Source organism: Clostridium sp. CM042, from assembly GCF_055080995.1.
In genome coordinates this window covers 3,225,937-3,241,688 of sequence record NZ_CM143646.1, presented here as the reverse complement: position 1 = coordinate 3,241,688, position 15,752 = coordinate 3,225,937, and the positions used below count along the sequence as shown (strand labels likewise).

Genomic DNA, 15,752 nt, shown 5'->3' with positions numbered 1-15,752 from the left:
TCTCCCTCTTTTCTATATTATATTAATTTCCCTCTATTAATGTAAAATCAAATTTCTACTTTACAACGAATAGATATAACAAACTATAAATATTTGCTCATTATATTTTTATGTTTTTATATTTCGACTACTATAGTATACCTATAATACAATTATTTTTCAATACTACAAAATTTAAAATAAAAAAAGGTAATCTGCTATAATTAAATAGTGATCACCTTTTAAAAAAAAATATGATTATCCTTTTAATGATTCAGCTGCTATAACATCCACATCTTTCTCAAATGCAATTGAAACATTTTTAGGTATCTCCTGAAGTAACGCTTCGCGAATTACCTCACTAATATTACTCACTGGTATAATCTTAATATTTTCAATATTTTTAAAACTATCCTGCCAATTATCCCTCGGAATAATAACTCTTGTGGCACCTGCTTTTTTTGCAGCAGCAATTTTAGCATTGACACCGCCTATTGGCTTTACATTACCATGAATTGATATCTCTCCTGTCATTGCAACCATATTATCAACTGGTACACCTTTTATTGCACTATATATTGCAGTTGTTATGCTTACCCCTGCAGACGGGCCATCTACGGGGGCGCCGCCTGGAAAGTTTACATGAATATCATAATCGTCACAATCTATATTAAAATATTTTTCGAGTACTGTAACCACATTTTCTACTGATGATCTAGCAGTACTTTTTCTTCTCAGTTTTTTATTGCTACTACTTATTTCTTCTTCTTCAATAATTCCTGTGATTTTAAGAACACCTTTTCTAAGCTTTACTTTTTTGGCACTAGCTTCAATTTCCATTACCGCTCCTATATTAGACCCATAAACCGCAAGCCCGTTTACATATCCAATTTGTGGTTTATCGGATATCATATTTTCGAACCTTGGGGAGTACTGACCATTTTCTATAACCCATTCAATATCCTCAACACTTACTTCATCTCTTTCATCGTTAATAGCCATACCACTAGCTAACTGAATTAAATTAACAGTATCACGTCCATTGCTAGAGTATTTACCAACAAGCTTTAATGCTTTATCACATATTTTAAGACCCATTTTATTTATTGAGTTTTCAGCAATTGTTTGTAATTCTTCTGGAAGTAATGCCCTAAAAAATATTTCTATACACCTTGACCTTATTGCAGGCATTATTTCTTCTGGATTACGTGTAGTTGCACCTATAAGTCTAAAATCAGCTGGAAGCCCTTCATCAAATACTTCTTTTATATAAAGCGGCATGTTAGGATCTTCTCCATTATAATAAGCACTATCTAAAAATACTTTTCTATCTTCTAATACTTTAAGGAGTTTATTCATTTCTATAGGATGTAACTCTCCAATTTCATCAATAAATAGGATCCCACCATGTGCTTTTGTAACCGCTCCAGGCTTTGGTTGAGGCACTCCTGATGCTCCGAGTGGTCCGGCTCCTTGGTAAATGGGATCGTGAACTGATCCAATAAGTGGATCTGCAATACCCCTTTCATCAAATCTAACAGTTGTTCCATCTATTTCTACAAACTTAGAACATTCATTAAATGGAGATCGTTCTCTTTTTTTAGCGTCCTCAAGTACTAATCTAGCCGCTGCTGTTTTTCCTATTCCAGGTGGCCCATAAATTATGACATGTTGAGGATTAGGTCCGCATATTGCTGCTTGCAGTGCCTTAATTCCTTTTTCTTGTCCTATAACCTCCTCGAATCTTGTCGGTCTGCTTTTTTCTGTAAGTGGTTCTGTAAGGCTTATGCCTTTCATTTTTCTTAAATTTTCCATTTCTTTTTTATTTCCTTTGTTAACAACCACCTTACTACTTTGCTGGCTTTTTAATGCATTAAAAAAATATAATCCAATAACTATTGTAAAAAAAAGTTGTATTGCCATGAGAAGTTTCATTGTCATATTATTTAAAGTTTAATATTGAATTTATTAAACTAATCCTCCTTTCGCATATTAAATTTGCATATTTTAGTAAATATTGCATCATTTATATTATGCTCAAGAAATGGATAATATATTCTTCTTATTCCATATATTATCCATATTTATAAATTTTATAATTTCTTCAAAATAGAAAAAAGACAGATATATAATCCGTCTTTTCCCTACATTAATATTACACCTGCGTAGGTGGTGATTTAGTCTTAGTTTACTATGCTGTTTCTGGGCCTTTTTTAGTTTTAATTTTCTTTGTAATCTTTAATTTTTCTCTTTTTCCACCCTCAGCTAAGACTAATTGTGGATTTCTAGTATTAATAGTGTCCTCATTAACTATTACTTTGGATACTTCTTCATTAGATGGAACATCAAACATAATTTCCTTCATCGTATCCTCTATAATAGATCTAAGTCCACGGGCTCCAGTTTTTCTTTTAATAGCTTCTTTGGCTATAGCTTTTAACGCCTCTTCTTCAAACTCTAATTCTACGTTATCCATCTCAAACAATTTCTTATATTGTTTAATGAGCGCATTTTTAGGTTCACTAAGAATTTTAACTAATGCTTCTTCATCTAAAGCTTCAAGAGTAACTACTATAGGGAGCCTTCCTACAAACTCTGGTATTAATCCAAATTTCAATAAATCTCCTGGCATTATAAACTTCAACATTTCTCCTACATTCGCTTCTTTTTTTGATCTTATTTCAGCTCCAAAACCAACAGATGTAGTTCTTGTTCTTTTTTCTATAATTTTATCAAGTCCATCAAATGCTCCTCCACAGATAAATAAAATATTAGATGTATTTATCTGAATAAACTCTTGATGAGGATGCTTTCTTCCACCTTGTGGTGGAACTGATGCTGTAGTGCCTTCTAATATCTTAAGTAACGCCTGTTGAACGCCTTCTCCAGATACATCCCTAGTTATAGAAGGATTTTCAGATTTCCTTGCTACCTTATCTATTTCATCTATATAGATAATACCCTTTTCTGCTTTTTCTACATCATAATCAGCATTTTGTATTAATTTAAGTAAGATGTTTTCTACATCTTCTCCTACATATCCTGCTTCAGTAAGTGTAGTTGCATCCGCTATAGCAAAAGGTACATTTAAATATTTTGCCAAGGTTTGAGCGAGTAGCGTTTTACCACATCCTGTAGGTCCAAGTAGTAATATATTACTTTTTTGAAGCTCAACATCACCTTCATTAACATTTGAATTTATTCTTTTGTAATGATTATATACTGCTACAGCCAAGGATTTTTTAGCTGTATTTTGCCCAACTACGTACTCATCTATATATTTTTTTATTTCTGCAGGTTTTGGTAATGACCCTAGGTCTAGTTCAACATCTCCCTGGAATTCATCTACAATTATTTCAGAACATAATTCTATACACTCATCACAAATATACACTCCTGGTCCTGCAATTAACCTTCTAACTTGTTCTTGGGTTTTACCACAAAAAGAACATTTAAGTTGTTTTTTTTCATCAAACTTTGTCATATTTTCACCTCTACTAACCTTATTTCGTTTAATGTTATTTCTTTTTAGTTATAACTTCATCTATTAATCCATACTCCATAGCTTCTTGTGCACTCATGAAGTAGTCTCTTTCAACATCATGTTGAATTTTTTCAATTGATTGTCCAGTTCTTTCACTATAGATTTTATTTAGTGTATCTTTAGTTTTCATAATTCTTTTTGCGTGAATATCAATATCAGTTGCCTGACCTTGGAACCCACCTAAAGGCTGATGTATAAGTATTTCGCTATTTGGTAATGCAAATCTTTTTCCCTTTTCTCCAGCATTTAATAAGAAAGATCCCATGGATGCTGCCATACCAATACAAATAGTTGAAACTTGTGGTTTTATATATTGCATTGTGTCATAAATAGCCATCCCCGCTGTAATTGATCCACCTGGACTATTTATATATAAATAAATGTCTTTATCAGGGTCTTCCGACTCCAAATACAATAACTGAGCAACAACTAAACTAGCAGTGACATCATTTACCTCTTCTCCTAGGAAAATTATTCTATCATTTAATAATCTCGAATAAATATCATAGGATCTTTCGCCCCTATTAGTTTGTTCAACAACCATTGGCACTAAACTCATGTAATTCACTCCTTTACTCTAATAATAGTACTGTTTAACTAGGTAATCTATTCCTTAATTCTATCCCAAGTAATTATTTTTTAATCATTTAATTTTATCCTGTATTTAAAATTAATTGCCAGAGAAATATCTGGCAATTAATTCTAGTATAAATTATGCAGTAACTTTAGCACTATCAACTAACATGTCTATTACTTTTTCATTTACAACATCAATTTTTAGATATTCTTTTTGTGCTTTCATAATTAAGTCTGCTGTTTTATCTATTTCTTTGTCTCCATATTGCGCCGCAACTTGTTTAGCTTTTTCTAACAATTCTTCATCACTAGCTTCAAATTTTTCTATTTTCGCTATTTCTGTTATTACTAAATCAGTTTTAACTCTCTTTTCAGCTGCTTCTTTCATGAATGTTCTAACTTTTTCTTCAGTGTTGTTAGTGTACTGATAATACGATTCAAGATCTAACCCTTGTTGTTTTAATTTCATTTCTAAATCTTTGAGCATTATATCAGTTTCTCTTTTTATCATAATTTCTGGAATGTCCATTGCAACATTAGAACAAACTGCATCTATTACAGCTTCTTCAAATTCTTTCTTTTCTCTATCTGCGCTTGATACTTCAAGTGATTTTTTAATGTTATTTCTTAATTCTTCTAAAGTATCGAATTCTGACACTTCTTTAGCAAATTCATCATCAATAGCTGGTAATTCTTTTTCTTTCATGCTTTTAATAGTTACATTAAAAGTTGCAAGTTTTCCATTTAAGTCTTCTCTTCCATATGCTTCTGGAAAATTAACTTTAACTTCTTTAGTTTCTCCAGCTTTTAATCCAATTAATTGTTCTTCAAATGTATCAATAAATGATCCTGAACCAATTTCAAGTTCAAAGTCTGTTCCTTGTCCACCATCGAAAGCTACATCTTCAACAAATCCTTCGAAGTCTATAATTGCTATATTGCCCATTGCAACAGCGCCATCAAGCTTCTCTTCAACTCTAGCATTTTTTTCTTGCATGCCTTTTAACTCATTTTCAATTTCATCATCTGTTACCTTATATTCAGTTTTCTTAACTTCTAATCCTTTATATTCTCCAATTTGAACTTCGGGTGCTACTGCGATTGATGCAGTGTATACGAAATCTTTTCCTTCCCCTATTTCAATAATGTCAATTTGAGGATAATCCAATGGCTTTATATCATGCTCTTTTAAAGCTTCTGGATATGTATCATCACAGCAGAAGTTTATAGCATCTTCAAAGAAAACACCTTCACCATACATTTTCTTTATTATATTCATTGGAGCTTTACCTTTTCTAAATCCAGGTATGTTAATAGTTTTTGAGTTTTTTGCACAAGATTTTTTCAAAGATTCATTAAATCTTGTTGCTTCCACCGTTATTTCTAATTTAATAATATTTTTTTCTAATTTTTCCATTTTAATGTTCATTATATTACTCCTCCTAATCGCCACGAATGCTTATTACTTTAAATATTATAACATAACTTTTAATGTATTTACAAATTTTATTAAGCCTATTTGCTCAGATAGTCTAATATTATAATTATAACCAAATATTAGCCCATTTACAAGGTAATTTCACTAATATTAAAATCTATAAACATTTCCACTAAACAATATTTCACCATGATTAAACCCTATCTCTTTTATCTTTTTTATACTGTTTTCTGTACTCAAATCAGGATAAAAACATGCCGAAGATAATCCTATATCCATGCTTAACCTCTTTTCTCTACTGCGTTACTTCGCCTAATGAATTTACATACACTACCTGGCCATCTATAATTGTTTCAAGTCCCTTTTCCGTTATGTTTTTAAAAGTAATTTGTTTACCAGATGATGACATTACCTGCGTATGCTCATTGTTTTTTAAATTCACCTTCCAAATATATTGCACTTCCTTTTCCTTCATCCAAGGTAATTCGCTAACGTATGCAATATTATCTTCATCAATGAACTTAGGTGTAATTGACCAAATATATGTTGGTTTCTCTTTAAGCTTATTTACTTTAGGAAAAACTTCACCTTTACTAGATGTATATTCTTTTTTTGTGATATCTTTAGTGATTTTATTCACATCAATGTATAGCATATCCTGGTTTTTCGTGCTCTGCACTACTATTGCTTTTTTACTTGGACTTATGTCATATGATATATCTTTAGTGTTTGATACACCTTTTATATTTTTTCCGCCTGCCTGTACATTATATTCAATACTAATTTTCTGCCCATCCGAAAATGAAGCAATAAAAACCTCATTTTTTTCAGCCGCTTCCGCTTTTAAAGTAGCCTCTGCTTTTGCCTTTGCTTTTGCTGAATCATCTACAGCTTTCGCCTTTGCAGAATCTTCCTGCTGTTTAACAACTTCTTCTGATTTTTTTTGTGTATCTACTGCCTTATTTCCTTTATCCTTTGTATTGTTTTTTAATTTACTTGTTAAAAAATTAAAATCTGTAGTTAAAAATATGCTCAACCCTATTATAGGTACAATAATCAATAGTAATATTGTTTTTCTTCGTTTTTTTACTTCTTTCTCATAATCCTTACTAAACATGCTAGGCTTCTTCATATAATTTACCTCCATTATAATTTATGCAGTATTATTAATTATACATCATTGTAACTGAAAATAAAATGGTTTTTTAAAGATGACTTATATGTCTCTTTGCTTATCCCATATCATCTCCCCCTTTAGCGATATATATTATCTTTTATCAAAAAGAATTTTCATACATATAAAATAATCTGTATTAAATCTTCTTCTGAGAAGGTGCAACATCTAATTTGATTAATAATCCGCATTGATATAATTTGTTAAAACTTCAAATAATTAAGTATATCTTTCTATTATAAACCAATCTAACGTGTGTTGTTTCATTTTAAAAACATCCTGTTGTTTTTTTTCGTTAAATGTTTAACACGTATAAACCGTTTCATTTCAACGTTTTTAGAACTAATTAAATATTCTTAATTTTCCAACTTTTATAAAACACTTGAACTGTTTCATTTTTAATATTACAATATATATATCGACATATTCAATTTAAATTACCACTACTATATATTGATTATTTTATGAATTTGTTGTTAATCTTACGTAATACCAATCACTTTAAAAAGTATCATAACATTAATGTATTATAAAGTATCATAACATTAATGTATTATAAGGAGGAAAACAAATGTTTAAACAATGGACAGGCTTTAAAGGCGACCAGTGGAAAGATGAAATTAATGTAAAAGACTTTATTCAAAAAAATTATACCTTATATGAAGGTGATGATAGTTTCCTAGTAGGAACAACTGATAAAACTAATAAAGTTTGGGATAAAGCTAATTCGCTTATTATAGAAGAAATAAAAAAAGGTATTATAGATGTAGAAACTAATGAGGTTTCAGGCATAGATAATTTTGCACCTGGATATATAGATAAAGAAAATGAAGTAATTGTTGGATTACAAACAGATGCTCCATTAAAAAGAATAGTAAATCCATTTGGTGGCTTTAGAATGGTAGAACAATCACTTGAAGCTTATGGTTATACTTTAAATAAAGATATAAAAGAATTTTTCCCTAAATATAGAAAAACTCATAATGAAGGAGTTTTTGATGCATACACAGATGCTACAAAAGTTGCAAGAACTGTAGGATTATTAACCGGTCTTCCTGATGCATATGGTCGTGGACGAGTAATCGGCGATTACAGAAGAATAGCTCTTTATGGAATAGATTTTTTAGTTGATCAGAAGAAAAAAGATTTAAAAGAATTTGTAGGACACACTACAGATGATTTAATAAGACATAGAGAAGAAATAAGTATGCAGATAAGAGCACTTGGTCAAATAAAAAGCATGGCATCAAAATATGGAGTTGATATTTCAAAACCAGCTACCACTGCACAAGAAGCGGTACAAGCAGTTTATTTAGGATACCTTGCAGGCATAAAAGAAAACAATGGTGCTGCAATGTCTCTTGGACGAACTACTACGTTCCTAGACATTTATTTTGAAAGAGATTTATCGGAAGGTTTAATAACTGAAGATGAAGCTCAAGAGATTATAGATCAGTTCGTAATTAAACTTAGAATGGCAAGACATCTTAGAACTCCTGAATATAATGATTTATTCGGCGGAGATCCAAATTGGGTAACAGAATCAATTGGTGGTGTTGCTCTTAACGGTAAACCAATGGTAACAAAGAATTCCTTTAGATTCCTTCATACATTAACAAACCTAGGATCAGCACCAGAGCCTAACATGACTGTACTTTGGTCAGAAAAATTACCAGAAACTTTCAAAAAATATTGCGCTAAAATGTCTATCGAAACTGACGCTTTGCAGTATGAAAATGATGATATAATGAGACCAATATATGGCGAGGATTATGGCATAGCTTGCTGCGTTTCCGCTATGGAAATCGGTAAGAGAATGCAGTTCTTTGGAGCAAGAGCTAACCTTGCAAAATCACTATTACTATCACTTAATGGTGGTGTAGACGAATTAAAAGGCAAACTTGTAGTACCTGGAATTGAAAAGACAACTGATGAAATTCTTGACTACAAAACAGTTAGAAAAATGTATTCAAAAGTTTTAAAATATGTTGCGCAAATGTATGTAGATACAATGAACACCATACATTACATGCATGATAAATACGCTTATGAAGCTGGTCAACTTTCTCTTCATGATAGTGATCTTAAATACTTCATGGCATTTGGAGTAGCAGGCCTTTCAGTAGCTGCCGACTCATTAAGTGCTATAAAATATGCTAAGGTATCCCCAATTAGAGATGAAAATGGTATAACAACTGATTTTAAAATAGTTGGAGACTTCCCTAAATACGGAAATGATGATGATAGAGTTGATGATTTAGCTGTTAATCTTATCAAAGAATTCAGCGACGCTCTTAAAACACACCCAGCATATAAGGGAGCGGAACATACTTTATCAGCACTTACTATTACATCTAATGTAGTTTATGGTAAGAAGACAGGTTCAACCCCTGATGGAAGAAAACGAGGTATAGCACTTGCTCCTGGAGCAAACCCAACACAATGTAACGATGAAAATGGAGCATTAGCATCATTAAATTCAGTTGCTAAGATTCCTTATAGAAATTATTGCCAAGACGGAGTTTCAAATACTTTTTCAATAGTACCAGCTGCACTTGGAATAGATGAATCTACAAGAATAAATAATCTAGTTTTCCTTTTAGATGGTTATTTTGCACAAAGCGCACACCATTTAAATGTAAATGTACTAAATAGAGAAGTTTTAGTTGATGCTATGGAGAATCCAGACAAATATCCAACATTAACAATAAGAGTATCAGGATATGCCGTTCATTTCAATAGATTATCAAAAGAACAGCAGCTTGAAGTTATTAGCAGAACTTTCCATAATAAAATCTAATTAATTTTAAAATTTATATAATATGAGAGGTGCTTATTCTAAGTGCTTCTCATATTATATAAAACTAATAAAGAATTTCATTTTATATTAAAGCAAAAATATTGTTTTTGTTTTAATATGAAATGAACATAAATTAGTTTTGACATTGAAATTTCTTGTAACAAATCCGAAGGAGGAGTATATATGGTAAAAGGTAAAATCCATTCTATAGAGAGCATGGGGCTGGTTGATGGTCCTGGAATAAGAGTAGTAGTTTTTTTTCAAGGATGCAAATTAAGATGTGCCTATTGCCACAACCCCGATACTTGGAATCTAAATGGTGGCATGGAAATGACCGCGGAAGAAATCGTTCAAAAGATTGTTAGATTCAAACCATATTTTAATAGATCTTCCGGCGGAGTTACTTTCTCTGGCGGCGACCCACTACTTCAACCACAATTTCTACTTGAGTGTTTAAAATTATGTAAACAAAATGGTATCCATACTGCCATAGACACAGCTGGTTTTGGTGATGGTGACTATTCTGAGATATTAGAGTATACAGATTTAGTTCTTTTGGATATAAAACATACAACTGGAAAGGGTTATGTTGCTTTAACGGGCAAAGATTCAAACGACGTTAATATATTTTTACAATCATTAAGAAAATCAGAAACTAGAGTTTGGGTAAGACACGTTGTTGTACCCGGAATTACAGATTCCGTAGAGCATATAACTAAACTCGCGAAAATTATTAGTGAAGAGGTTCCGCATGTTGATAAAGTAGAGCTCCTTGCCTATCACGTTCTAGGAGTAAGTAAATATGAAGCTCTATCTATTCCTTATAAGTTAAAAGGTGTAGAACCAATGGATAAAGATAAAACTAAAGAACTCCAAACATTAATAGATAATTTACTTAATATCAAATAAAAATATGAACTTTCTCCTAATCGACTTAAAAGAAGAGATTGAAGTAACTTCCGGAGAAAGTCATACTATTGTAGATCATAGAAAATTTCTTATTATAATTTTAGCTATGCAAAATTATAATAAGAATTATCTTTAATTATGAAACTATCCTTATTTTTAGTAATAGCTTCATTTATGAACTTATTCCAATTGTCTATTATAGCATTCTTAATTGTTTTATTTTGGCCATAATAGTTTTCATATTTTATGTTATCCATATTTTCAAAAAACTCTGAATTATTGCTATATCTATAAATGTCGCTATATTTAATATCTTTCTGTTTTTCCTCATATTTATTTTTTGCATAATCTAAGCTATCATTAATTGTATCTGAAATATTATTACTATTACTGTATTTATTTATTACAAATTTAAATACATCATTAATAGCTTGTTTATCCATCATTGCATATCCTCTTTTATCTTGTACAATTTTTTGAGAATTTGCATATTTTTTATTATATTTCTCTATAGTATTATCAAAATAATTTTTCTTTGCAATATTAATTTTATCTACGATATCGTCTCCCAAGTTAGAATTCTCTAATAATATATTGGTTTTTAGTTCTACTATACCCAAATTAAGTCCTACAGCTTCTTCATTTTGGTCAAACTCCCACTCACAATATATAGGCGTCTTAATATTGCCAACAAAAGTTGACATTACAGAAAGTTCATCTTTACTATAGGTTTTATCTAACCCCTTATAATCTCCTGATTTGCAGACCTCCCTTAACTTAGAGGACATATAATAATTATCTTCCTCTAACCATTTATTCTTAGGACTTTTAACATTTGCATAATTATCATTTTCACCTATATATTTAGAGTAATTCTTAACTTGTTCTGAATATATGTTTTTTACACTATTATAAACTTCATCCTTTTCTCCACTTAATCCATTATTTTCTAAAAAACCACCAACCATATTTGAAAATTCATGTGAAAACCTATCTATTGTACTATCAAACATATTATCAAGTAAACTTATTTGCTTCTTTAAGTCTTCCCCTTGAAAATCCTCTTGAATCTGATTCTTTAAAACTGAATACTGAGATGATAGATAGTCTAAACTGTCACTAAAATTATTATTATCCAAAATATTTCCACTAACGTTAACTAAATTCAAATTTAATGAATCCCAATTTATCTCTTTATCAAGTCCATTGTTTTGTATTTGTTTTATAAATTCATCTTTAGATACTTTACTTACATCTGTATTAAAATATGCCCTATTTTGCGCTTCATCATAGGTAATTGGTTTTAGTGGGTTATAGTCACAGGTTTTAATTTCCATATTTTTTAATTCATCACTAATAGGTGTAATCCCAGAACTCTTTACTATATGTGTAATATCAATTTTCATTGTTAAATTCCCTTCTCCCTAATTACTTACTTAGTTACATTTAAATAAATAACAAATCAAATGCATTAATATACTGACTTATTATTTATTTAAATGAACTTACTACTTAATTCAAAAAGTTTATTGTTGGTATAGGTTCAATTCCACTTGCATAATAAAAATTTAGTACGCTAAAAAAGTCAATTGACTTACCTGTATTTAAATCTACTACCAATATATGATCTCCGTAAGTTGTCATATCCTCAGCATCAATCATTCTAGGTGTTTTCTTTCCAGTAGTATCAACAAAAGAATTTTGATACGATGTATTGACACCAGATTGAAATGCTGATTCAAAATATGTAAATGAAGTTCCTTTATCTAGATAAATTAACATTGCGTTATCTGAACTTGCATACGATGATTTATAGCTTGTAGGTCCGGATACAGATTTAATTTTCATATCAGAAATACTATGCTTACGACTAGTATATCCTCCGCTATTGGGAAAATAAAATTCACGTTCCCAATTTAATTGGGAATTGTCCTTGTCTAGATTACAAACATATTTTCCGTTTGAATATATATCTTTATTAACATATTGTAATGTTAAATATTTTAATGAATCGGACTTTCGTAAAATTGTAGAATTATCACCACCTGGATTTAATGCATTCATTCTAAGAGTATATTTATCACCAACAGTGTTATTATTTGAAAATACCCTAATACCATAACTACCTGTTGGTAAATTAGCTAATTTAATTTGATTACCAGCAAATACATAAATATCTGTTGGATTAAACGTTCCATCTTGCCAATTAACTATTCCTAATTGTGCTACATAATTTGAATTACTTGACACCATATTCATTAGCATAGTTTTAGTGCTATCAACATTAAAAAAATAAAAATCCATATTATCTTCTGCAGTTAATGACTCATCTAAACTTATTAATGGAACATCTACCATCGATTGCGATTTTAATTTCTTATTTTTTATTAATTCTTCTTTAATCTTTATAGTTTTATTATTAATTTGTCCTAGATTATTAACTTCGCGTACATCTTCATTTTTTGTGTTCAAACTATTTAAATTAAAATCAACATTTTTTTCATTTGTTATTGCCTTAACAGAAATGGCTCCTCCTAAAAGTAAAACTATACAAAGAAAACCTAAAACTTTTTTAAAATACTGTCTATTGTTTTTCATCACATTAACCCCTCCATTTTTTATATCACTACATATATCGTACTGCATTGGAAATTCTTTAAAGATTTTTATAATATTGACATTACAAACAAAATAAAGATGTTGCACTATCTCAAAAATATTTAATTTTCCTCACCTAGCGTTAATTTAAGATATATTGGGATTAATGAGGATATAAAAGATATTCTCAAATATTTTTTTATCGTAATCTCACCTTTCTACATAAATTTTCTCTAGAATGTTATCCACTTCCTCAAACTGTTTCCTATATAACAAGAAAAGCAGAAGATTTAAATATAATCTTCTGCTTTCTTATTTTTTAATTCTTTTTAATGCAATTACTAACTTTAGCACTTACCTTAATGCATAATATTTGAAAGATACTATTAGCGAACTAATTATCTCTTTTTTCTTAGAGAATGCTAACAAAAGTATATATTGCGTAGACTGCGTTTGAACAATCCTTAGCAATGTATACTTTTAGTTTAAGCATCCTCTAAGAAAAAAAGGTACCTTATTATTTATTTTATATTTCTACTACCAGGTTTTATGTAAGCTGTTCCAGCTTTGCAAAGTGGGCATTCTGATGGATCGTAACTTTCAATATCTAGCTTTATTGAGCTATAGATAGGATAATCGATAGTGCTACTTCCTCTATCTACAATGCAACATATCCCAACTACTTCTGCACCAAGTTCTTTTAAAACCTTTATTGTTTCTAAAGAAGACTTCCCAGTAGTCACTACATCCTCTGTAATTAAAACCTTTTGTCCCTTTTTAATTTCAAATCCACGCCTAAGTTCGAAGGTTCCGTTTACTCTTTCAGTAAATATAGCAGGCTTTCCTGTTTGTCTACCTACTTCATAAGCTACTATTATTCCACCCATAGCGGGGCCTACTACAACATCAAAATCTATATCTTTAATTTTATCAACTACTACACTTAACACCTTTTCAGCCTTGTCCGGATACTGAAGCAATCTTGCACATTGGCAATACCTATTGCTGTGTCTTCCTGAAGATAACAGAAAATGTCCATCAAGTAGAGCACCTGATTCTTTTAATATATCTAAAACATTAATATTCATAGTATCTCCTCCTATATAATTCCTCTAATTTCACTTAAATCTTTAATACCTTCTTTTATCATATACTTCTCAATTCCGTCGATTATATCATTGCAAATATCCGGTTTTATGAAATTAGCTGTTCCAACTTGAACCGCCTCTGCTCCCACCATTATAAATTCTATAGCATCTTCAAAACTAGTTATACCACCCATACCTACAACTGGTATATTTACGACCTTGCATACTTCATGCACCATTCTTAATGCCATGGGTTTTATAGCCGGCCCCGATACCCCTGCATATATATTATTAAAAATCGCTTTACGCTTATGTATATCCACTGCCATACCTTTAAAAGTATTTATTAAAGATAATGCATCTGCTCCAGCTTCACAGCATTTATATGCCATATCTACTATGTCTTCTGCATTAGGTGAAAGCTTAACCATAAGAGGTTTCTTGCAAATACTCTTAATTTCTCTCACTGCATCATATGCTACCTTTGATTTAATTCCAAAAGCCATACCACCACATTTTACATTAGGGCAGGATATGTTTAATTCGACTATATCTATAGCCTCATTATTTAATCTTTCTATTGCCATTATATATTCGTCGACGCTGCCTCCACCAACATTTGCAATTATAGCTGTGTTATATTGTTGCATTCGTGGAAGTTGTGTATTTATAAAATTTTCAATACCTGGATTTTGAAGTCCTACGCTATTTAGCATTCCCCCGCGGGATTCATAAATTCGCACTCCATCATTACCTTGTTTTTCATTAATCGTAAGACCTTTACTGGATATGCCGCCTAGTCTTCCAATATCATAATATTTACTATACTCCTCGCCAAATCCAAAAGTTCCAGATGCAGCTATAACTGGATTTTTTAAATATACACCGCATAATTCTACTTTAGTCATTAAAAATCAAATCCTTTCCTTCAAAGACTGGACCATCCTTGCAGGTTCTCTTATTTCCACCCACGGTTTTACAAGTACAGACAAGACATGCACCTATTCCGCAAGCCATATGGTTTTCCATAGACACATATACTGGCACTTTTGCATCACAACACATATTTACAACCTTTTTCATCATAATTTCTGGTCCACAGCAAATAACCGTTTCATATTCCTTTGGATTTATTATGTCTGTTACGTATCCCTTATGACCAATCTTACCACTTTCTGTGGATAAGTTAATTTTATTTACATATTTTTCCACAGAATCCACAGAATAATCCACAGTCCTAAACCCTGCATACAAATCTATTTCACATTCCGTAAGCTTCTTGATTAAATAAACAAGTGGTGCTATTCCAATTCCTCCAGATACAACAGCAATTTTCCCTTTTATTTTTTCCACATCAAAACCATTCCCGAGTGGTCCCATTATCTGAAGTTCATCATTTACGCGAAGCTTACTAAGATATTTTGTACCTTGACCTACTATTTGGTATAAAAAACTTATTTTCTCATCATCCACATCATACACACTTATAGGTCTCGGTAATAATGGCTCCGATTCTTCTACCTTTAACATAAAAAATTGTCCTGGCTTTACGTTAAACTTTCCCTTTATAGAAAGCTTATATACACCATCACTTATTTCAACATTTTCATATGTCTTTTCTACTGAACATATCAAACAAACCCCTC

The 15,752-nt window shown here is 30.9% G+C and carries 13 protein-coding genes; 2 read left to right on the top strand and 11 right to left on the bottom strand.

Going from position 1 to position 15,752, the window contains the following annotated elements; translation table 11 throughout:
• Positions 1–237: 237 nt before the first annotated feature.
• The 6 genes from lonB to ACWJJ7_RS15455 form a co-directional block, all read right to left on the bottom strand.
• Positions 238–1,920, bottom strand: a complete 1,683-nt coding sequence (gene lonB, locus ACWJJ7_RS15480) for an ATP-dependent protease LonB (protein ID WP_462962872.1) — start codon at positions 1,918–1,920, stop codon at positions 238–240.
• A gap of 250 nt (positions 1,921–2,170) precedes the next feature.
• Positions 2,171–3,463 (bottom strand): ATP-dependent Clp protease ATP-binding subunit ClpX, encoded by a 1,293-nt coding sequence (clpX, locus tag ACWJJ7_RS15475; RefSeq protein WP_462962871.1) that lies wholly within the window; start codon positions 3,461–3,463, stop codon positions 2,171–2,173.
• A gap of 34 nt (positions 3,464–3,497) precedes the next feature.
• Positions 3,498–4,082 carry an ATP-dependent Clp endopeptidase proteolytic subunit ClpP gene (clpP, locus tag ACWJJ7_RS15470; protein WP_462962870.1) on the bottom strand — a complete coding sequence of 195 codons (585 nt, stop codon included), beginning with the start codon at positions 4,080–4,082 and terminating at the stop codon, positions 3,498–3,500.
• Between the two features lie 153 nt (positions 4,083–4,235).
• A complete protein-coding gene (tig, locus tag ACWJJ7_RS15465) occupies positions 4,236–5,528 on the bottom strand; it encodes a trigger factor (protein ID WP_462962869.1) in 1,293 nt (430 codons plus the stop codon).
• A 159-nt stretch (positions 5,529–5,687) separates the two neighbouring features.
• A complete protein-coding gene (locus tag ACWJJ7_RS15460) occupies positions 5,688–5,816 on the bottom strand; it encodes a hypothetical protein (protein WP_462962868.1) in 129 nt (42 codons plus the stop codon).
• Between the two features lie 16 nt (positions 5,817–5,832).
• Entirely contained in the window at positions 5,833–6,669 is an 837-nt protein-coding gene (locus ACWJJ7_RS15455) for a hypothetical protein (protein WP_462962867.1), read from the bottom strand.
• 613 nt (positions 6,670–7,282) lie between these two features.
• Between ACWJJ7_RS15455 and pflB the strand changes: the two genes are divergently transcribed.
• Together pflB and pflA are read left to right on the top strand one after the other, a co-directional pair.
• Positions 7,283–9,511 carry a formate C-acetyltransferase gene (gene pflB, locus ACWJJ7_RS15450; protein ID WP_462962866.1) on the top strand — a complete coding sequence of 743 codons (2,229 nt, stop codon included), beginning with the start codon at positions 7,283–7,285 and terminating at the stop codon, positions 9,509–9,511.
• A 183-nt stretch (positions 9,512–9,694) separates the two neighbouring features.
• Entirely contained in the window at positions 9,695–10,420 is a 726-nt protein-coding gene (gene pflA / locus ACWJJ7_RS15445) for a pyruvate formate-lyase-activating protein (RefSeq protein ID WP_462962865.1), read from the top strand.
• Between the two features lie 104 nt (positions 10,421–10,524).
• Here pflA and ACWJJ7_RS15440 read toward each other — a convergent pair whose 3' ends face one another.
• The 5 genes from ACWJJ7_RS15440 to ACWJJ7_RS15420 all read right to left on the bottom strand — a co-directional run bounded on the left by ACWJJ7_RS15440 (position 10,525) and on the right by ACWJJ7_RS15420 (position 15,738).
• Positions 10,525–11,826 (bottom strand): hypothetical protein, encoded by a 1,302-nt coding sequence (locus ACWJJ7_RS15440; protein WP_462962864.1) that lies wholly within the window; start codon positions 11,824–11,826, stop codon positions 10,525–10,527.
• 106 nt (positions 11,827–11,932) lie between these two features.
• Positions 11,933–13,021 carry a hypothetical protein gene (locus tag ACWJJ7_RS15435; RefSeq protein WP_462962863.1) on the bottom strand — a complete coding sequence of 363 codons (1,089 nt, stop codon included), beginning with the start codon at positions 13,019–13,021 and terminating at the stop codon, positions 11,933–11,935.
• A 518-nt stretch (positions 13,022–13,539) separates the two neighbouring features.
• Positions 13,540–14,106 carry an orotate phosphoribosyltransferase gene (pyrE, locus tag ACWJJ7_RS15430; RefSeq protein ID WP_462962862.1) on the bottom strand — a complete coding sequence of 189 codons (567 nt, stop codon included), beginning with the start codon at positions 14,104–14,106 and terminating at the stop codon, positions 13,540–13,542.
• Between the two features lie 11 nt (positions 14,107–14,117).
• The gene (locus ACWJJ7_RS15425; RefSeq protein WP_462962861.1) at positions 14,118–15,014 is read right to left on the bottom strand and encodes a dihydroorotate dehydrogenase; all 897 of its coding nucleotides are present in this window, start codon (positions 15,012–15,014) and stop codon (positions 14,118–14,120) included.
• Positions 15,007–15,738, bottom strand: coding sequence for a dihydroorotate dehydrogenase electron transfer subunit (locus ACWJJ7_RS15420; RefSeq protein ID WP_462965011.1), 732 nt, complete (start codon positions 15,736–15,738; stop codon positions 15,007–15,009). Before ACWJJ7_RS15420 ends, ACWJJ7_RS15425 begins: the two co-directional genes overlap by 8 nt.
• Between the last annotated feature and the right edge of the window lie 14 nt (positions 15,739–15,752).

Excerpts from the sequence above, each read along its gene's own strand:
- lonB (WP_462962872.1), bottom strand. The coding sequence starts at position 1,920 with ATGACAATGAAACTTCTCATGGCAATACAACTTTTTTTTACAATAGTT.
- clpX (WP_462962871.1), bottom strand. The coding sequence starts at position 3,463 with ATGACAAAGTTTGATGAAAAAAAACAACTTAAATGTTCTTTTTGTGGT.
- clpP (WP_462962870.1), bottom strand. The coding sequence starts at position 4,082 with ATGAGTTTAGTGCCAATGGTTGTTGAACAAACTAATAGGGGCGAAAGA.
- tig (WP_462962869.1), bottom strand. The coding sequence starts at position 5,528 with ATGAACATTAAAATGGAAAAATTAGAAAAAAATATTATTAAATTAGAA.
- ACWJJ7_RS15460 (WP_462962868.1), bottom strand. The coding sequence starts at position 5,816 with ATGGATATAGGATTATCTTCGGCATGTTTTTATCCTGATTTGAGTACA.
- ACWJJ7_RS15455 (WP_462962867.1), bottom strand. The coding sequence starts at position 6,669 with ATGAAGAAGCCTAGCATGTTTAGTAAGGATTATGAGAAAGAAGTAAAA.
- pflB (WP_462962866.1), top strand. The coding sequence starts at position 7,283 with ATGTTTAAACAATGGACAGGCTTTAAAGGCGACCAGTGGAAAGATGAA.
- pflA (WP_462962865.1), top strand. The coding sequence starts at position 9,695 with ATGGTAAAAGGTAAAATCCATTCTATAGAGAGCATGGGGCTGGTTGAT.
- ACWJJ7_RS15440 (WP_462962864.1), bottom strand. The coding sequence starts at position 11,826 with ATGAAAATTGATATTACACATATAGTAAAGAGTTCTGGGATTACACCT.
- pyrE (WP_462962862.1), bottom strand. The coding sequence starts at position 14,106 with ATGAATATTAATGTTTTAGATATATTAAAAGAATCAGGTGCTCTACTT.
- ACWJJ7_RS15425 (WP_462962861.1), bottom strand. The coding sequence starts at position 15,014 with ATGACTAAAGTAGAATTATGCGGTGTATATTTAAAAAATCCAGTTATA.